Source organism: Acinetobacter sp. YK3 (assembly GCF_001729365.1).
GTDB lineage: Bacteria > Pseudomonadota > Gammaproteobacteria > Pseudomonadales > Moraxellaceae > Acinetobacter > Acinetobacter vivianii.
This window is the reverse complement of the sequence record NZ_LZPJ01000040.1, coordinates 1-17,391: the sequence shown is the minus strand read 5'-3', so window position 1 is coordinate 17,391 and position 17,391 is coordinate 1. Positions and strand designations below refer to the sequence as shown.

At 42.6% G+C, this 17,391-nt stretch carries 18 protein-coding genes and 1 pseudogene; 6 read left to right on the top strand and 13 right to left on the bottom strand.

Annotated elements, in window-relative coordinates; translation table 11 throughout:
* From rpmB to A9Z07_RS04295, 3 genes and pseudogenes are all read left to right on the top strand, one after another.
* Nucleotides 1–78: pseudogene (rpmB, locus tag A9Z07_RS04305) on the top strand (50S ribosomal protein L28); the annotation flags it as partial.
* 12 nt (nucleotides 79–90) lie between these two features.
* Nucleotides 91–246 carry a 50S ribosomal protein L33 gene (gene rpmG / locus A9Z07_RS04300; RefSeq protein ID WP_003654787.1) on the top strand — a complete coding sequence of 52 codons (156 nt, stop codon included), beginning with the start codon at nucleotides 91–93 and terminating at the stop codon, nucleotides 244–246.
* Between the two features lie 227 nt (nucleotides 247–473).
* Complete coding sequence (locus tag A9Z07_RS04295) at nucleotides 474–2,189, top strand: cation:proton antiporter (RefSeq protein WP_062848086.1); 1,716 nt, start codon at nucleotides 474–476, stop codon at nucleotides 2,187–2,189.
* Between the two features lie 55 nt (nucleotides 2,190–2,244).
* Here A9Z07_RS04295 and A9Z07_RS04290 read toward each other — a convergent pair whose 3' ends face one another.
* Together A9Z07_RS04290 and A9Z07_RS04285 are read right to left on the bottom strand one after the other, a co-directional pair.
* Nucleotides 2,245–2,523: a hypothetical protein gene (locus A9Z07_RS04290; RefSeq protein WP_004774280.1), complete on the bottom strand. Its 279-nt coding sequence runs from the start codon at nucleotides 2,521–2,523 to the stop codon at nucleotides 2,245–2,247.
* Between the two features lie 112 nt (nucleotides 2,524–2,635).
* Nucleotides 2,636–3,139, bottom strand: a complete 504-nt coding sequence (locus A9Z07_RS04285) for a DUF6586 family protein (protein ID WP_004774279.1) — start codon at nucleotides 3,137–3,139, stop codon at nucleotides 2,636–2,638.
* A gap of 85 nt (nucleotides 3,140–3,224) precedes the next feature.
* On the opposite strand from A9Z07_RS04285, the gene A9Z07_RS04280 reads away from it, so the two are divergent.
* Nucleotides 3,225–3,551 carry an EF-hand domain-containing protein gene (locus tag A9Z07_RS04280; RefSeq protein WP_069577080.1) on the top strand — a complete coding sequence of 109 codons (327 nt, stop codon included), beginning with the start codon at nucleotides 3,225–3,227 and terminating at the stop codon, nucleotides 3,549–3,551.
* An 11-nt stretch (nucleotides 3,552–3,562) separates the two neighbouring features.
* Here the strand turns inward: A9Z07_RS04280 and A9Z07_RS04275 are convergent, their stop codons facing one another.
* From A9Z07_RS04275 to A9Z07_RS04240, 8 genes are all read right to left on the bottom strand, one after another.
* Nucleotides 3,563–3,934 carry an ASCH domain-containing protein gene (locus A9Z07_RS04275; protein ID WP_069577078.1) on the bottom strand — a complete coding sequence of 124 codons (372 nt, stop codon included), beginning with the start codon at nucleotides 3,932–3,934 and terminating at the stop codon, nucleotides 3,563–3,565.
* A gap of 6 nt (nucleotides 3,935–3,940) precedes the next feature.
* Nucleotides 3,941–4,186, bottom strand: a complete 246-nt coding sequence (locus tag A9Z07_RS04270; protein ID WP_032810903.1) for an RNA recognition motif domain-containing protein — start codon at nucleotides 4,184–4,186, stop codon at nucleotides 3,941–3,943.
* Nucleotides 4,187–4,251: 65 nt separating this feature from the next.
* Nucleotides 4,252–6,231, bottom strand: a complete 1,980-nt coding sequence (locus A9Z07_RS04265) for an ATP-dependent helicase (protein ID WP_069577076.1) — start codon at nucleotides 6,229–6,231, stop codon at nucleotides 4,252–4,254.
* A gap of 117 nt (nucleotides 6,232–6,348) precedes the next feature.
* Nucleotides 6,349–6,921, bottom strand: a complete 573-nt coding sequence (locus A9Z07_RS04260) for an HdeD family acid-resistance protein (protein ID WP_004774274.1) — start codon at nucleotides 6,919–6,921, stop codon at nucleotides 6,349–6,351.
* Between the two features lie 171 nt (nucleotides 6,922–7,092).
* On the bottom strand, nucleotides 7,093–7,851 hold the full coding sequence (locus A9Z07_RS04255; protein WP_069577073.1) for a hypothetical protein: 759 nt from the start codon (nucleotides 7,849–7,851) through the stop codon (nucleotides 7,093–7,095).
* An 89-nt stretch (nucleotides 7,852–7,940) separates the two neighbouring features.
* Complete coding sequence (gene topA / locus A9Z07_RS04250; RefSeq protein ID WP_004774272.1) at nucleotides 7,941–10,580, bottom strand: type I DNA topoisomerase; 2,640 nt, start codon at nucleotides 10,578–10,580, stop codon at nucleotides 7,941–7,943.
* A gap of 33 nt (nucleotides 10,581–10,613) precedes the next feature.
* A complete protein-coding gene (locus A9Z07_RS04245) occupies nucleotides 10,614–11,063 on the bottom strand; it encodes a hypothetical protein (RefSeq protein WP_004774271.1) in 450 nt (149 codons plus the stop codon).
* A gap of 234 nt (nucleotides 11,064–11,297) precedes the next feature.
* On the bottom strand, nucleotides 11,298–11,543 hold the full coding sequence (locus A9Z07_RS04240; protein ID WP_004774270.1) for a SlyX family protein: 246 nt from the start codon (nucleotides 11,541–11,543) through the stop codon (nucleotides 11,298–11,300).
* A 32-nt stretch (nucleotides 11,544–11,575) separates the two neighbouring features.
* On the opposite strand from A9Z07_RS04240, the gene A9Z07_RS04235 reads away from it, so the two are divergent.
* On the top strand, nucleotides 11,576–13,489 hold the full coding sequence (locus A9Z07_RS04235; protein ID WP_069577071.1) for an ATP-binding cassette domain-containing protein: 1,914 nt from the start codon (nucleotides 11,576–11,578) through the stop codon (nucleotides 13,487–13,489).
* A gap of 59 nt (nucleotides 13,490–13,548) precedes the next feature.
* Here A9Z07_RS04235 and A9Z07_RS04230 read toward each other — a convergent pair whose 3' ends face one another.
* Complete coding sequence (locus A9Z07_RS04230; RefSeq protein ID WP_069577082.1) at nucleotides 13,549–14,076, bottom strand: O-acetyl-ADP-ribose deacetylase; 528 nt, start codon at nucleotides 14,074–14,076, stop codon at nucleotides 13,549–13,551.
* A 133-nt stretch (nucleotides 14,077–14,209) separates the two neighbouring features.
* Nucleotides 14,210–14,752, bottom strand: coding sequence for a DUF4334 domain-containing protein (locus A9Z07_RS04225; protein ID WP_069577069.1), 543 nt, complete (start codon nucleotides 14,750–14,752; stop codon nucleotides 14,210–14,212).
* Between the two features lie 210 nt (nucleotides 14,753–14,962).
* On the opposite strand from A9Z07_RS04225, the gene A9Z07_RS04220 reads away from it, so the two are divergent.
* Nucleotides 14,963–15,898, top strand: coding sequence for a lauroyl acyltransferase (locus tag A9Z07_RS04220; RefSeq protein ID WP_069577067.1), 936 nt, complete (start codon nucleotides 14,963–14,965; stop codon nucleotides 15,896–15,898).
* Between the two features lie 62 nt (nucleotides 15,899–15,960).
* On the opposite strand, the gene A9Z07_RS04215 is transcribed toward A9Z07_RS04220, so the two are convergent.
* The coding region (locus A9Z07_RS04215) for a PT dipeptide repeat lipoprotein (protein WP_069577065.1) at nucleotides 15,961–17,391 on the bottom strand (1,431 nt) is incomplete at its 5' end.

Here is a 17,391-nt window from a genome sequence, read left to right as displayed (position 1 = left end):
AAAGGTATGAGTATTATTGATAAATTGGGTATCGAGAAAGTTGTTGCTGAGCTCCGTGCTCAAGGGCAAAAGATCTAAGGAGTCTGAACAATGCGTGATAAGATTCGCCTCGTTTCTACAGCTGGTACAGGTTATTTCTATACCACTACTAAGAACAAACGTACTATGCCGGAAAAAATGGAAATCAAAAAATTTGATCCAAAAATCCGTCAACACGTAATTTTCAAAGAAGCTAAAATTAAATAATTTTAGTTCTTTAAAAAAACGACTTCTTTTGAAGTCGTTTTTTTTGCCCAAAAAAAGCGGTATAAATAGAAAAAGAAATGAATAAATCACTTACATAATTTTTTTTGATAATTAAAAAAATTATCATCAACAAATTCGATTTTAGTTGTTACAATTTATGCGCTGTTTTCTTGGCATGTTTTATGCTCATTTATTTCTACCTTAACCGCAACGATTAAGGAGCTCCGATGCCACATGATGTTGATTTAATTATATTACTTGCTGTTGGTTTTGGTATGGCCCTTATTTTTGGCTATATCGCAGCACGTCTACGCCTCCCTCCTCTAATTGGTTATCTCGTTGCCGGCATTATCATTAGTCCCAATACGCCCGGTGTCGTCGGTGATATCCAGCTTGCGAATCAATTGGCCGAACTTGGCGTCATGTTCCTCATGTTCGGCGTTGGGATGCATTTCTCCCTCAAAGATTTACTCCAAGTTCGACGCATCGCCTTACCCGGTGCGATTTTACAGATTGCCGTGGCAACTTTACTGGGTGTTGGCGTCTCTATGTATTGGGGCTGGAGCTTTGGTTCTGCATTAATCTTCGGTTTAAGTTTATCGTGTGCCAGTACCGTTGTATTACTCAAAGCATTAGGCGATCGAGGTCTATTGGACTCGGTTAACGGAAAAATTGCGGTCGGCTGGCTCTTGGTCGAAGACCTTGTAATGGTGTTAGCGCTGGTACTTCTCCCTGCAACGGCAGTATTACTTGGTGGACAGGCACTCCCGGGAACAGATTCATCACAAAGTATTTGGATCACTATTGGGATCACCCTGCTTAAAGTGACGGGCTTTATTGCCTTCATGCTGATTATTGGTAAACGTCTCGTCCCGATGATCATGCAATTTGTGGCACGTCTGGGTTCCCGTGAGCTATTTACTCTGACTGTAGTTGCGGCTGCGGTATCAATTGCTTATGGTTCGTATGCGGTATTTGGCGTATCAATGGCACTTGGCGCCTTCTTTGCGGGGATGGTCGTTAAAGAGTCTGACTTTAGTCACCGTGCCGAAGAAGAGACCCTACCATTACGTGAAATCTTCTCGATTTTATTCTTCGTTTCAGTCGGTATGCTGTTCGATCCAAGTATCTTGGTCGAAGCACCATTAAAGATTTTAGCGGTTGTTGCCATCATTATGGTGGGTAAGACCTTGGCTGCAATGGCTCTGGTACTTTTCTTCCGCTATCCGATTAATACCGCTTTAACAGTAGGTGCAAGTTTGGCCCAGATTGGGGAGTTCTCTTTCATTCTGGCAACACTGGGCTTATCACTCGGTTTACTGACACCTGATGCGCAAAACCTGATTCTTGCGGGTGCGTTATTCTCGATTACTCTGAACTCATTTGTGTTCTCTGCAATTGAACCTGTGCAACGCTGGATTCGTGAGCGCTCGCATTTGGCTCGTTTACTGGAACGTAGTGGTGACCCACTGGCAATGCTCCCAGATGAGGTAGATCAGGCCTACCTGCGCGATCAGGTGGTGATTATCGGCTATGGTGGCGTGGGTCGTCGTATTAGTGAAAATCTGATGCAGCAAAACATCAAAGTGGTGATCGCAGAAGAAAATCGGGAAATTGTTGAAAAATTACGTACTCAAGGCATTGCTGCGGTGAGTGGTGAAGCGACTGAACCGAATGTCTTGATTCAGGCACATATCCAACATGCCCGTCTGCTGGTGATTTCACCGATGGATATTTTAGATATTCATCGTATCGTGGATATTTCCAAACAGCTCAACCCGGAAATTCAGGTCTTGATTTGTGCAGAAAGCAAAGAAGAAGCTGTAATTATCCGTGAGGAAAACATCGGTGAAGTGTTCTATGCGAAAGAAGAAATGGCGAAGAATATGAGTCACCATATTCTGAATCAAATCGAACTTGCCCATCAGTCCGAAGCACATTAAGAAATTTCTCAAAACGAAAAAGCGTACTCAAGGTACGCTTTTTTATCTTTCAGGATTAGCTAAAATGTGAAGGTTGCTCGTCCAGCACTTCTGCTTGCCACTGATTCATCTGTTTTTCCAGCAATCCAAACAAAGCCGCTTGAATCATATGCTGTGCGACGGTTGGCGTCTGGTCTCCGAGAATGGCTTTCACCTCGTCACTAAACTGAATCTTGACCAAAGGCTCATTTTCAGAACCCGCATTGCGCAAAGCAAGCTCACCACCTTCGAGTTGAACCAATTCAAGAATTGCTTCCTGATTACCAAATAATTCTTTTAACTGTTGCATTGACATAAATTTTCTCCATGTTTCAACATGGTGGCAAAGTATTTGGCACTTTGCGCTCTCACGTCTTATTTATATAAGTGCTGATGCGGTAGATTTCAAGTCGCCTTAAAGTTTCGACTTAGAACTCCACCATTTCGTTACGAAAGCCATCAATTAAGTGACTTAATTCACGATGCCATTCACGTAAGATTTTGGCATCAGGCAACCATGCCTGCGGACTTTGGGTCACCTTAATAATCAGATTAGAAGACGTTTCATTTTCTGGCTCTGGCGCAGAGGGCTCAGGCGCATACTGACACATCCGATATGCACGCTTCAATTCAGCGACAAAACCATCTTTCGCCAGTTGTTGTAATACCAGAATTTCTGGAGAGACCTGCCCTTTATCTGCCATATGTTCTTCAATCGACTTAAAGGTCGGTTGCAAATCATTGAGACGATAATAACGTACCAGTTCCTGCAAAAACGCTAATATTGCGCCATGTAAATGAAAAACGGCGGCTTCACGATAGGCCTGCGCCTGCTGAATATGTTCTGTTTGCTCAGCTTGTTGACATGCGAGACGAGCGAAATACAGTTTCTGATTGGTACGATCTGCATGATAACGAGCAACACGGGACATAATATTTTCCTTAAAAACCCTTTCTCTTGGATAGCTTAAGATTAAATGCTTTAATGATAAAATCAATATCCTTTTGAGCCTGTCCATGCGTCATATCAAACAAGCCATCCTGAGCTTAATATGCTGTATGGCAATTTCAACAACTTATAGCTGTGAACCCACAGGCTTAGACTGGGAAAAACTTTATACGGATTATGATATCAACAGCGATCAAATGATTGATATAAAAGAATGGACAAAACTGATTGAGCTTAGAGGACAGTCCGTTTCATGGCAGAAACAATTCTTCTCGCTAGACCATAAACGAATAAAAATTTTTAAATCACTCGATCAAAATAATAATGGCCTGATTGATCAGCAAGAAATCACCAACATTTACCACTACTTTATCAATCCCTGCCAAAATAAATAATTTTCGGGCAATCAGTTTGATATCAATCCATCGAGTTCAAGCATATACAGTTTTCGCTGGGCCAAACAGGAAATAGCTTGAGAAAAGGGACGAACGTTGCTTATTGTCCAAGCAAAATATCCTTCTGCCCAATACGATGCACAAGCTGCATCCATTTCATCTGCTTGCCAGACATGTATCGACTCAATATCCACCAAGGCCAAAGCTCGGCCAATCTCTTGCTCTCCTTCGTTCCGAAGAAAATGCTGATTTTCGACAATAACAAGATTTTTAAGCGGAATAGTTTGAGGTTGCCATGAGCGAATCTCCAAGGTTTTCTGGCCTTGAACAATCCGCTCAGCACTAGGCGCAACAACCGATAAAGCGGTATATTGCTTTAACATACTGAATTAAGCTTGATCTTCCGCAATTTTCACACGGATGCCATAGTTTTTTACTTTCAAGGTATTTAAACCTTTCACTGCTTTGACCGCTTCACGTGGATTCGGCATTTCAACAAAACCAAAACCTTTTGATTTTCCTGTTTCAGCATCTTTAACCACCACACAAGAATCGACTTTGCCATAGGCTTTAAACAAGTCGAGCACTTCTGCATCGGTCACGCTACGATCTAAATTACGAACTAAAATTTTCATGCTAAAACCTAAAACATGATTCACTCTCAAATCGGTGAATCAAAAATAAATTGAATCTGGGTAGTTTAATCGAAATCGATCCCAAAACCTAAATTGATTGCAGCCGAACGCGGGCGACTGGCTTGCCCATAAGCACGGGGAATATCACGATGGATCTGCGTCTCAACTAAATGTTGAGGTAAATCATTCAGAAAATAACTTTCTATTTTGCGCCCTAACTCATCATATTGATCATGTGCCCACAAATTTAAATTCTGTTTCGTCAGAATTAATTCATTTTCAGCACGCGTCAAGGCAACATACAGTACACGGCGCTCCTCCTCCACATCATCAAAATCACCCTGTGCGCGTGCATGCGGATATTGAGTTGGAGAGACATGGGGTACATAACAGACTTTTTGTTCGGCACCTTTAGCCGAATGGATGGTAATCAACGTCACCAAATCCTGATCTGGGGTTTTATCAATTTCTGAGACGGAGATTGGATCGAGTACATACTCCTCCAGAAATTCTCCAAGTGAACTGTGCTTACGCGCCAGTTGCTTAACCAAATCAAAATCTTTGATACGGCGTGTCCAGTCTTTGGTTTTATAATTATTTTCCAACTGTTCATTCAATGCATCTAGCGCCAGCCCAATGCAGGCTTCGACATGTTGCTGCAACACATCCAGTTGCATCAAGATCAGAATGGCCTGTTGCGGTACTTTGCCATGACGCTCTAAACGCTGGCAACGTGCCTCAATATCGGGCAGTTGAATTAGTTCCTGAGCCAATTTACTGGCACCGACATCACCCACTCCATCCCAGAGCGTCAGAAAACGCATCCATGCCAGATCATCCTGCGGATTGACACTGACACGAAGCAGACTCAATACATCTTTAACATGTGCCGATTCCAGCAATTTCACCCCACCAATAAAGCGGTATGGAATATTGGCTGCAATCAAGGCACCTTCTAGATAACGTCCACTAAAACCTGAACGTAACAGCACCATATGCTCTGCCCATGCAGCACCCTGCATATGACGTCGGTTTAAATCCTGAATAATCCAGTTTGCTTCTTCAAACTCATTGCTCAAGATATGCAACTGAGGCTTTAAGCCCTTACCGCGATATGCTTGCAGATGCTTGTCATACTCAATCGGACTTTGATCCAGCAACCAATTGGATAAATCCAGAATACCTTGCGTGGAACGATAATTCATTTCCAGCGTCAGTACTTGGGCATCAGGTACACGTTCCTTAAAATGATGGATATTTTCAAAATCGGCCCCGCGGAAGCCATAAATCGATTGTGCATCATCACCGACACAAAACAGTTTCACCTTGCCGACCAAAGGTTGCAGCAAAGCCCATTGCAAAGGATTGGTGTCCTGCATTTCATCGACCAGTAATGCTGAACAGAAGCCTGTGACCCATTTCACCAACTCAGGTGAATTTTGCAAATGCACTGCGACAATCGACAAGATGTCATCATAATCAAGAAAATTGCGCTCTTGCTTACGTTGCTCATACGCTTTCATCAGTTCCGCAATTTGCGCCTTGTACTCAACCGCTTGCGGCAACTGCTCCAACAAAGCATCTGAAAGTTTGGTCTTGGTATTACGAGCATAAGAATACAGATCACATAACTCAGCCGCTTTAGGCAACACGTTGCCCTTATCTTTTCCGCGTAATAAACGGAACATCAGCAATTGATCATCACGATCAATAATACTGAACTGGGTCAGACCAAAAGCGCGTGGATTACGACGTAACAAGTACATGCAAAAAGTGTGGAAGGTGGATGCACGCAAACCTTTGGCTTGGGCACCCATATGCTGCTCGACACGGGTGACAATTTCACTTGCTGCCCGACGGGTAAAGGTCAGAATCTGGATCTGCTGTGCAGGCAAACCTTGATCAATTAAATATGCCGATCTCGCCACAATTGTTTTGGTTTTACCACATCCCGCTCCTGCCAGGACCAGACAATTTTGCGCAGTCGTGGTGGCAGCTTGTTTCTGTTGTGGATTTAGTTCATCAATTAGCTTGGCAAGCGTCATACAATCGGTCAATTAAAAACGAATCGATATTTTAACAGACTAAACCCATGCAAATGTTTCTTGCTACAAAACAAAAAGAGCATGCGATATGCATGCTCCAAAATTTTAAATAATGACTTATACGCTGGTCGAGCTATGCGGCAATTGCTTAATCGCTCCCGCAAAAGTCAGATAGTTGATGCCTTGAAATAAAATATCAATCGCAAGGAACATTCCCAGCACCCAGAACGGAGAATCAGGCGATGAGAGAATCAGAATCCCGGTGAGTAACGTTAATATGCCTGAAAACAACACCCAGCCCCAACCAGAAACGGGTCTCAGGATAAATGCATTCACCGTGCGGATAATCCCTGCAATAATGAGGGCAATCGCCAGAAAACTGGTTAATACCACCGCAGTAATCACAGGTGTCGTAAATGCAAAATAACCTGCCACCAGATATAGCACGCCAAATAATGCCCACAACCAGCGCGTGCCGCCTTTAAAAACGGTAAATGCGGCAATAAAATGCAAAATGCCGCCCAGCATCATCAATACGCCAAATAGAAGTACGGCAGACAAGGTGGCGAATGGTAACGCAGCTAAAAGAACCAAGCCAAAAATAACCAATAAAACGCCCAATAACAGATACCATTTACGATCAGCGTGTAGCTGATTGCGAATCAGGTCGTTACCCACTGTTTTCATCATTATTTACTCTTTTATCATCAATGTTATAAGCCTATATTGGGCCTGTTCAGCACTAAATTCTGTATAAGGCATGTTGAAAATTAATGACGGAATGTCAGAAAACTTGTGTTTTATTTCATATTTTTGAGCGTTCTGTTTAATGCTATGGATAAATCTGAACTTATCCACAATTTACTTCACCCAACCCACTTCCTTGGCCGTTAAAATGCTGATCACCGTTTCATTCAGGTCATTTGGCATTTTACTTTTGTGTTCAGACAGTGGGATTCTTCCTCCCATAATTTCTGCTTCAGTCTGAGGATACAAAGGTTGCCGATCTGCTTGGGCATAACCGATGGGGAAAATAGGCTCACCATTACTCAAATTATATTTGTCTGTCGCGCCAAACCCGTGTAGTAACTCATGCACCAACACGACATTATTCTGTGCGGCCTGTTTGGATGAGGCAAATAAGTTCACCGAGCCAATCCGCCCACGTTCCAGCGCAGTCGAATGCTTCAGTTCCCGACTCTGCTTAGGATCGTAAAAATTCAGATATAAGGTCAAACTCGGAGAGCCATCCACAGACTGATGCTGTTTCCATGCATAGAATCTAAACTTTAGGCTCCACAAGATATTGTTCAAGATACTCGGCTGTTCAGACATCTTTGGTGGTATTTGCTGTAACTCACGTCCAATCTGAATCATAAAATAGCTACTTTGCCCGCGATACTGCTGGCTATTTTTCTCTAAATATTGTTTTACCTCAGAAAAATCATCTTGCTGTAATTGTTGAATATAATGCTGTGTGGTTGCTAAACCATCAGCATTAATCGGATGCAATAAAATATGAATCGGTTGATTCCAATCCTGATTTTGATCACGATAGGCATTTACGGCGACCACCAGCAAGACGACCAGCAAAATCGCAACCCGAATATTTTTCCACATATAATTTCCCCAATAAAAATATATTTCTTGTTTTTGTTAATGCTATAAAAAATGCTAGCAAGTGCTAGCATTTTCTTAAATCTGAATGTTTAAGCTTCAACCCATTTTCCGTCTTGGAAAACTAGACTCCACTTGGTTTGTTTGCCTTCTGCCGTTTCAGAACCTACGTATTGTGACTGGTTCTTACGACTAAATTTCACCACGGTTGGATTACCTTCAGGATCAACATCTGGCGCTTGCAGCAAGAATTGATATTTCGGATCAAGTTGTTCCGCAACGCTACGTAACTCAGCCACTTTTGGTGCACGTGTTTCACGAATTTTCGGGAATTTACTTGCAGCCAGGAATAAGCCAGCAGCACCGTCACGCAATACAAAGAAATCATCATGCTTGGTTGAACGCAGGTGTTCCATTTTGATCGGATCAACACGCGGTGGCGCAGGCTGACCACTCTTCAAGACCTTACGGGTATTATCACAGCTTGAGCAGGCAAAATATGGACCAAAACGGCCTGTTTTTAACTGCATTTCACCATCACATTTATCACATGGAATGGTTGGGCCATCATAACCCTTGATCTTGAATTCACCTTCTTCGACTTCGTAGCCATCACAATCTGGGTTATTACCACAGACATGCAATTTACGGCCACCATCAACCACATAACTGTCCATTGCAGTACCGCATTTAGGACAACGATGTTTCGACATCAAATCGGCTGTTTCAGCACCATCATCATCAGATAATGCAGCTAAAGACTCAACTGGTGTTAGGTTCAGTGTACCTTTACAACGTTCTTTTGGAGGTAGGTTATAACCTGAACATCCCAAGAATACGCCTGTTGTTCCTGTACGTACCTGCATTGGACGAGCACATTCAGGACAAGGGACATCGGGTACTTCAACAGGCTGGTTACGGCGCATGCCGCTTTCGCCTTGTGCATTGGTCAAACGCTTTTTAAAGTCGCCATAGAATGTATCCAGCAACTCTTTCCAATTACGCTCACCTGTCGCAACACGGTCTAACTGACCTTCTAAATCTGCGGTGAAAGCATAATTCATCAGATTATTAAAACTCTCATCCAGACGATCTGTAACGATCTCGCCCATCTTCTCGGCAAAGAGACGACGGTTTTCCAGTTTCACATAACCACGTTCTTGAATCGTTGAGATAATTGCAGCATAGGTTGATGGACGACCAATCCCTTTTTTCTCAAGTTCTTTTACGAGAGATGCTTCAGTAAAACGTGCAGGTGGTTTGGTAAAGTGCTGGCTTGGATCAAGCTTTTCTAACTTGAGGACTTCACCTACTTTTACGGCTGGCAGTAACACATCATCATCTGATTTGTTGGCACCACGAACACGGGTAAAACCATCAAAGACTAAAGTACGGCCTTTTGCCTTTAACTCAACATTTGCCGCTTCAACCGTCAAAGTCGAAGATAAATATTCTGCTGGTGTCATTTGACAAGCGACAAATTGACGCCAGATCAAATCATATAAACGCTGAGCATCACGCTCAACACCTGCAAGTTTGTCACCCGTCAATCCTACATCTGATGGACGAATCGCTTCATGGGCTTCTTGCGCGCCTGCTTTATTGCCATAACGGTTTGGCTTGGCAGGAACATATTTTTCACCAAAATTTTGTTGAATATGATTACGTACCATATTCACCGCGTCATCACTCAAGAAGGTTGAGTCCGTACGCATATAGGTAATAAAACCACCTTCATACAAACGCTGCGCCAGCATCATGGTTTTCTTCACAGAGAAACCTAAACGGGTACTTGCTGCTTGCTGAAGAGTCGACGTGATATACGGTGCACTTGGATTAACCTTAGTCGGCTTATCTTCACGTAATGCAACTTTATATTCAGCATCTTTTAATACGCTTAATAGCGCATCGGTTTCTGCTTTATTTTTGAGTTTAAGCGTCTTACCGGCTTGTTTAACCGCTTCAAGACGAATGTCGTCTTTCTTCGACAAGGTATCTGCAAAAACTTGCCAGTATTCTTCTGGGATAAAGGCACGGATTTCACGTTCACGCTCGACCACCAGTTTTACCGCAACCGATTGCACACGGCCTGCCGATAATCCACGGGCAATTTTTTCCCATAGCAATGGTGAAACCATAAAGCCTACGACACGGTCAAGGAAACGACGTGCCTGTTGTGCATTAACACGGTTTAAATCGAGGCGTGTTGGCTGTTTAAACGCTTCCTGAATGGCATTTTTAGTAATCTCGTTAAAGACCACACGGTGGTAACGGCTGTCATCTCCACCAATCACTTCTCTTAAATGCCAAGCAATCGCTTCCCCTTCTCTATCCAAATCCGTTGCGAGATAGATTGCATCGGCATCTTTGGCGAGTTTTTTCAGTTCAGCAACCACATGTTCTTTGCCAGGCAGCACTTCATAATGGGCAATCCAGTCATGTTCAGGATCAACACCCATACGGTTAATCAGTGCAGACTGGGCTTTTTCCGCTTTTTGCTGGTCAGTCAGTTTGACACGCGTTGCAGGCTTCTTTTCAGTAGACTTCGCTCCGCCTCCTGTCGGTAAATCACGCACATGACCGACCGATGACTTCACCACAAACTGTGAACCTAAATATTTATTAATTGTTTTCGCTTTTGCAGGCGACTCCACAATCACTAAGGCACGTTTCTTTGCAGCAGATGCGGAAGCTGCTGTGCTTTCTGAAGCAGAGCGTGGAGTTTTCGCCATAATAAATCGTTTTTCCTGTGTTCAATCAATAAATTAGCGCTGAGCTAATTCATGTAAATAAGTTTTTATCTGTTCAAGCTGTGTGGCTTTTAAGTCAGTTTCTTCATCCCAATATAGCCCAACACAGTTTGCCTGCATATCAATAGCATAAACTCCTTTTAATGCAATGGTTAAATCATTAAATTTCTGATCACCTTGCACCACCTGAAGCTTGCCATCTACCACTCGTGCACGCATAAGTGGTAAGCGGGCATCTGGAATCAGGACACTATAATAGGCCACCATACTGGCACGCTTTTCCGATGCCATTGGAATTTTTGTCCATTCTGGCGCTGCGATTAAGCGTGGATGCAAGCCCATTTTTCGTGCCTGATCACGCATCATGCCCAATGCTTTTTCTCGTGGACTAACACGTAAGCCAAAAATCGAGCCAAGTACAAACAGTACAATCGCAACTGTGATCCAAATTCCAATATTACTCATAAAGTTGCCCAAAACATCCTTTTACTAGCGTTACATAAGTTGAATCAAAAAGGCAAGTTTTCCTTACAGTCTATATTCAGGACATTGATTTATCATTCAAACTGGAATATATCGCAGTCATCAAACCTTATTATTCTCAAGTTTAAAATATGATTGATGTCGGAAATATACAATAAATACATGACTCAGTTTTGACTGTAAATATGAATGACTTATTTTATCGTGGCGAATAGCTTAATAATGCGGCGGTTTATCATTCACAGGATCAAAAGCTGCAATACCTTCCGATAAATCAGAAGATTCAACCCGACGATATAAAAGTTGCATCTGTTTTTTTAAATCGGCAATTTCTTGCGTCTGAATTGCCAGTTGTTGATTTAATTGTTCAACTAAATCATCTAAAAATGCAATTCGGACTTGCAAATCTTCAATGGGTGCGGAAAATGACGCGTGATCATCAAAATTTTGTGGTTTAGTCATTTCAGACCTCATCTGAACTTTTAGGAAACATTATGGCCTATATTACTTTAAGGGATGTCCATCTCGCATTTGGCGGACCTGCCTTACTCGACGGCGCGAACTTTAACCTGGAACGTGGCGAACGAGTCTGTTTAATTGGTCGTAATGGCGAAGGTAAGTCTACTTTATTAAAACTGATTGAGGGAAGCCTGTTGCCTGATAACGGCGAAGTTTCCATTCAAAACGGTTTAACTGTTTCAATGTTAGCCCAAGATGTCCCAATGGACTCCGGTAAAGTTGCTGATATCGTTGCCGACGGTGCAGGCGAAGCAGCCAATGTCTTAAAAGAATATCATGAAGCTAGCGATGCCTGCGTGCTAGGCGATATGGAAGCCTGTGATCGTATGGGCATGCTTCAGCACAAACTCGATCAACTCGATGGCTGGGCACTCGAAAACAAGGTGAACTCGATTCTCAGTAAAATGGGACTTGATCCAAATGCTGATCTGGCAGATTTATCAGGCGGACGTAAACGTCGCGTATTATTGGCGCGTGCGTTACTGACTCAACCCGATGTCCTGTTACTGGACGAACCAACTAACCATCTCGATGTTGAAAGTATCGAATGGCTCGAAAAATTCTTACTGGATCAGAATAATCTAACCCTGCTCTTTATCTCGCATGACCGTTCATTTGTGGACAGCATCGCAACTCGTATTGTCGAACTGGATCGCGGTATTTTGCGTAGCTACGAAGGTAACTATTCACGTTATCTCGACCTCAAAGCACAGCAAATGGAAGCAGAAGAAAAGCAAAATGCTTTATTTGATAAAAAGTTAGCTGAAGAAGAAGCATGGATTCGTCAAGGTATTAAAGCACGTCGTACCCGTAACGAAGGTCGTGTCCGTGCCTTGAAAGACTTGCGTGAACAGTCTAAGGCGCGTCGTTCACAACAAGGCAAGGTCAGCATGGCAACCCAAGAGGCGAATCGCTCTGGTAAGCTGGTGTTTGAAATTGAAAACTTAAGCGTGAGCTACGACAGCAAAGCACTGATTAAAGATTTCTCTGCAATCGTGTTGCGTGGCGACCGTATCGGTTTGGTCGGTGACAATGGTGTCGGTAAAACCACCTTGATCAAAGCCATTCTGGGTGAAATCGAGCATGGTGGTTCAGTCAAGACTGGTACGCAACTTGAAATCGCTTATTTTGACCAGTTACGTAATGCGCTCGATCTTGAAAAGACCGTGATGGCGAACGTTTCAGAAGGCTCAGACTTTGTCGATGTGAATGGTAACCGCCGTCACATCTATAGCTATTTACAAGACTTTTTATTCTCTCCAGAACGTGCGCGTACACCAGTAAAAGCGCTCTCTGGTGGTGAACGAAACCGTATTCTTCTCGCAAAATTGTTACTTAAGCCATCGAACCTGATTGTGATGGATGAGCCAACCAATGACTTGGATATGGTAACGCTTGAGTTGCTTGAAGAAATGTTATCCGAATACAAAGGGACCTTGCTGCTGATCTCGCATGACCGTGCCTTTATGGATAACGTTGTGACCTCAACGTGGGTGTTTGATGGCAAAGGGAATATTGATGAATACATCGGTGGCTATCAAGACTATCTAGAACAACGCCCAGACCAGAAAGTCGTTGATCAAAAAAGTGATGTCAAAAAAGCGCAGGCAAAAGCTGAAGCGGCTGCCGCAGCTGCTCTCGCTCCTGCACCAAAAAAAGTGAAGCTGAGCTATAAAGATCAGCGTGCACTTGAACAGCTGCCTGCTGAAATTGAAGCATTAGAAACTGAACAAGCCACATTATCAGCGAAACTGGCTGATGGTTCATGGTTTGTCAGCGATGCCAATGCAGCGACTCAAGCCAGCCAACGTCTCGCAGAAATTGACGAATTATTGCTAGAAAAGTTAGAGCGCTGGGATGAGCTAGAAAATCTAAGCAAAGGTAATTAAATCTTATATGAGCATCTATCTCTTGAGGATAGATGCTCTATTCCAACTCAAATCGCAGATTAAATCTTAAAATTATCTTTTAATGACTGATAAATATTAAAATTCTCATCATCAAAACATACAAAAATGACTTCCGTTATAAACTGACTCTGTTTTAATTGCTCAGCAATTGTTTTTAACGCAATTTGAGCAGCAAGCTGTTTAGGAAAACGATAAATTCCTGTAGAAATATTCGGAAATGCTACACTTTGTAGTTTCAAATTTTCAGCCAGTTTAAAACTGTTCCGATAAGCATTTTCCAATAATAAAACTTCATCGTGCTGTCCATCGACCCAAGTGGGCCCAACGGTATGAATGACATATTTCGCAGGCAAATTTCCAGCCGTCGTCACCACCGCCTCACCAACAGCACAACCACCCTGTTTTGCTTTTATTTTTTGACAATCTGCCAAAATCGCGGCGCCGCCTTTTCGGTGAATTGCGCCATCTACACCGCCTCCACCGAGCAACGAGGTATTCGCAGCATTCACAATTGCATCGGCCGTAATCTGAGTAATATCTCCCTGAATGATGTTTATCGTTTTCACCATAATCTCCTGATCGAAATAATGATTGATCTATCGACAAAAAGCATGCACTTTATCTTTTAGATTTAAAAGTGTACGCACAACTTGATCTAAGTTCCAATTCGCAAAAGATAAATCATCACAGAGAGTTGGGTTATTCAAAGCCAAGCGAGCTTTGATTATCGCGTTGCAGAATAAAAAAATAGGGCTGGGCTTGCTGTTTTAAATCCATCCAGCCCAATACGGTATTTTCATCTATTTTTCGAAACACATCGTGAATGGGCTTTTCATCGTAAATCATCGTCGCCGATATTTTCCCTCGAAACTCAGTCATTCTTAAGCGGGCTTTACTGTCTTTGGTTTTCAATAGTTTCAAACCACCAGCCAAATACTTACTGTTATTTTTCAAAAGGCTAAAATCGAGATTTAGAGGCAACCATTTCGGATCAAGGAAAAATAACGCTGTCTTCTTCGCATTGAGGAGCACTAACGGATATACCGTTTCCTGATCAATAAATAATTTCCCATACCAGTTTGCCTGCTCCAATAGACCATTCATCGGATGACCTGTTACCACCTCAAACCCTTTCCAGCGACCATACATAAATGGACAGTCAACCTCATCCAATTGATCATAAAACTCGATCATTTCCTGAGCATCGTTTTTCTTCCCTTGTGATATTTCCTGAATATTCATCATCCCTTCCTTTTTTTGTTTTATTGATCCTCAACTCAATCTGGATTGAGTCAGGTATGACCTGCATTGTATTACAGCTAAAGTAGAAACAAAGAATTTCTCATTCAATTTCCGCCGAGTAGCAACCGAACAAAAGCGTGTTGGCATATTCTCAGGCTCACTTCATGTTACACTGCTCCAAAATTCAACATTATTCACTCTACTAAGTTTATGAGTCAAAAGCAGTCTTATATACCTGGCGAATTTCAATGGGAATTTCTATTACCCAAATATTGGAAAATTTGGATCGCCATTTTTTTTCTTATGTTATTGGCCATTCTCCCATGGGCAATTCAGTGGCGCTTGGCACATGGCTTAGCGGGATTATTCTGGCATCTGCTCAAGTCACGCCGAAAAACCACACTTCGAAATCTGGAGCTGTGTTTTCCAGAATGGTCACCTGCGGAAGTCGAAGCCCAAGCAAAACAAGTTTTTGTCGATATGATGCTGGGTGTTTTTGAAACCCTGAATGCATGGTATTGCCCACAATGGTTTAAAGATCGTCACAGCATTGAAGGCCTAGAACATATTCATGAGGCCAAAGCTCAAGGCAAAGGCATCTTATTACTCGGCACACATAGTACCTTGCTAGATGCGGGCGGTTATATCTGCGCCCAGTATTTCGAGCCAGATGTGGTGTATCGACCGCAGAATAATCCGATGCTGGATATGCTGATTTATCGTTGCCGTGCAACCATTTATCAGCACCAGATTGATCATGATGATATGCGTGGTTTGATTCGCCGCCTAAAAGACGGTGGTGCAATCTGGTATAGCCCTGATCAGGATTTCGGTCTCAAACAAGGCGTGATGGCCCCTTTCTTTGGTGTCCCTGCCGCAACGGTCACGGCACATCGTCGCTTATTGAAAATCTCGAAAGCTGTCGCGATTCCGCTGTATTTCTATCGGTACGGAGATGTGCGTAATCCACAATACAAAGTCCTGATTGAACCGATTGTGGACAATATGCCAAGCGAAGATGAAGTGAATGATGCGATCCGAGTGAATCAGATTATTGAAGCGCAATTACGTATCGCACCGACGCAATGGATGTGGTTCCATCGCCGTTTTAAAACCAGAGCCGAAGGCTACGAAAAAATCTATTGATACGCAAAGAGCCGATCCATTGTAATGAATCGGCTCTTTTTTCAATGAGGAAAAGATAAATATTAGTTCGGGAAAATCACGCCTGAGCTTAAATCATAATAAGTCGGATTATTGCTATAAACCGATCCCAATTTCACATTAATAAACCAACCTAAATTACCCTGATCTTGTAAGCGGTTTTGAACCTCGCTTGGTAAGTCTAGTTTGTGAATCGCATCTTTTTTAAAGACCTTAGATTCAATATTGGCTGTGCTCGCACTATCACGTTCAAATAAATAGCCTTGGGTATTAAAGAATCCAAGTGCATTGCCCTTATCAATCAGGTGATAGCCTTCCGCAGCCTGCTGTTTGAGCAACAAGTCTAGTTTGGTTGGATTATCATCATAAAATCCTGCTTCTGTTTCTGGCATTTCGAAATAACGATATGCATAGGTTCCATTATGGGTACTACTGTTCACACAGGTTGGCACATAAAATGTGCCATCGGTTGTGCCGTTATTGGTAAAAGTACTACCAGCAAAAATTAACTTACAGCCCTGTGCCCCCAGCTCATTAAATGTTGCCAGAATATTAGCGCGACTGGTATCGGTTAAGAAGCGGTTATCATAAGTATAAGTTGCTGGTTTTTTATCATTTTTAACAAATAAATATTTATAAGTATAGCTTGGTGACTCACCCAATGATGACTTATACGCAAAGCCAGCTTTACCTTGTTTTTTAATCTCAGCCAACCAAAACAGATAAATGTTAATAACCACATTGGTTTTGACATCAACAATTTTATAGCTGTAAGTATCCGTCGAAGCATTATTTTTCACATATAAGTTTTTAGGTTCTGGAAAATCACTATTGGCTTTTTTTACATCCAGAGAATTACTAGCTAAAGCAAAGCCCTGACGCCCCTGCTCATTGGCTTGCGCTAGAAAATTTTCAAAAGAGCTTTGGTTATCTAACAAGCGATAACTTGCAGTTGCATTTTTTACAGTCGGTTTGAATAAGCTATAACCCTCAACATTGGTACGGGTATAACAAGTGACGGTTCTCGATGGATCAATAGCATCCATATAAGCTTGAATATCCTTGATTGAGGCCGTTGCTGGTACATCACACATACCCTCACCTTTAAACCCATAAGCAGCGGCAATACCATTCTGACGATATCGATCAATATATTTCACCCGATTCGCTGTGGTCGTCCCACTGGTTTCAGTTGGCAAAATGTCAGTAATCAACGCATCATCAGAAGCAACCGCATAATTTTTAATAATGGCGCCTGTGCAATCTTCTTTTTCAAATTGACGCGTTTCTTCCGTAAAACGAACGCTGTTATCTGAAGTCTTATACACAGTTAAGTTTGTTCGTGCCCCTTCATGGCAAAAGCCGCCTAGCCAAGAACCGACAAAGCGATCGGCCACGACTGGGGTCGGTGTTGGAGTTGGTGTAGGTGTTGGGGTCGGTGTAGGCGTTGGAGTTGGTGTAGGCGTTGGAGTCGG

What these genes read in the sequence shown, in the direction of transcription:
- rpmG (WP_003654787.1), top strand. Translation starts at nt 91, where the DNA reads ATGCGTGATAAGATTCGCCTCGTTTCTACAGCTGGTACAGGTTATTTC.
- A9Z07_RS04295 (WP_062848086.1), top strand. Translation starts at nt 474, where the DNA reads ATGCCACATGATGTTGATTTAATTATATTACTTGCTGTTGGTTTTGGT.
- A9Z07_RS04290 (WP_004774280.1), bottom strand. Translation starts at nt 2,523, where the DNA reads ATGTCAATGCAACAGTTAAAAGAATTATTTGGTAATCAGGAAGCAATT.
- A9Z07_RS04285 (WP_004774279.1), bottom strand. Translation starts at nt 3,139, where the DNA reads ATGTCCCGTGTTGCTCGTTATCATGCAGATCGTACCAATCAGAAACTG.
- A9Z07_RS04280 (WP_069577080.1), top strand. Translation starts at nt 3,225, where the DNA reads ATGCGTCATATCAAACAAGCCATCCTGAGCTTAATATGCTGTATGGCA.
- A9Z07_RS04275 (WP_069577078.1), bottom strand. Translation starts at nt 3,934, where the DNA reads ATGTTAAAGCAATATACCGCTTTATCGGTTGTTGCGCCTAGTGCTGAG.
- A9Z07_RS04270 (WP_032810903.1), bottom strand. Translation starts at nt 4,186, where the DNA reads ATGAAAATTTTAGTTCGTAATTTAGATCGTAGCGTGACCGATGCAGAA.
- A9Z07_RS04265 (WP_069577076.1), bottom strand. Translation starts at nt 6,231, where the DNA reads ATGACGCTTGCCAAGCTAATTGATGAACTAAATCCACAACAGAAACAA.
- A9Z07_RS04260 (WP_004774274.1), bottom strand. Translation starts at nt 6,921, where the DNA reads ATGATGAAAACAGTGGGTAACGACCTGATTCGCAATCAGCTACACGCT.
- A9Z07_RS04255 (WP_069577073.1), bottom strand. Translation starts at nt 7,851, where the DNA reads ATGTGGAAAAATATTCGGGTTGCGATTTTGCTGGTCGTCTTGCTGGTG.
- topA (WP_004774272.1), bottom strand. Translation starts at nt 10,580, where the DNA reads ATGGCGAAAACTCCACGCTCTGCTTCAGAAAGCACAGCAGCTTCCGCA.
- A9Z07_RS04245 (WP_004774271.1), bottom strand. Translation starts at nt 11,063, where the DNA reads ATGAGTAATATTGGAATTTGGATCACAGTTGCGATTGTACTGTTTGTA.
- A9Z07_RS04240 (WP_004774270.1), bottom strand. Translation starts at nt 11,543, where the DNA reads ATGACTAAACCACAAAATTTTGATGATCACGCGTCATTTTCCGCACCC.
- A9Z07_RS04235 (WP_069577071.1), top strand. Translation starts at nt 11,576, where the DNA reads ATGGCCTATATTACTTTAAGGGATGTCCATCTCGCATTTGGCGGACCT.
- A9Z07_RS04225 (WP_069577069.1), bottom strand. Translation starts at nt 14,752, where the DNA reads ATGAATATTCAGGAAATATCACAAGGGAAGAAAAACGATGCTCAGGAA.
- A9Z07_RS04220 (WP_069577067.1), top strand. Translation starts at nt 14,963, where the DNA reads ATGAGTCAAAAGCAGTCTTATATACCTGGCGAATTTCAATGGGAATTT.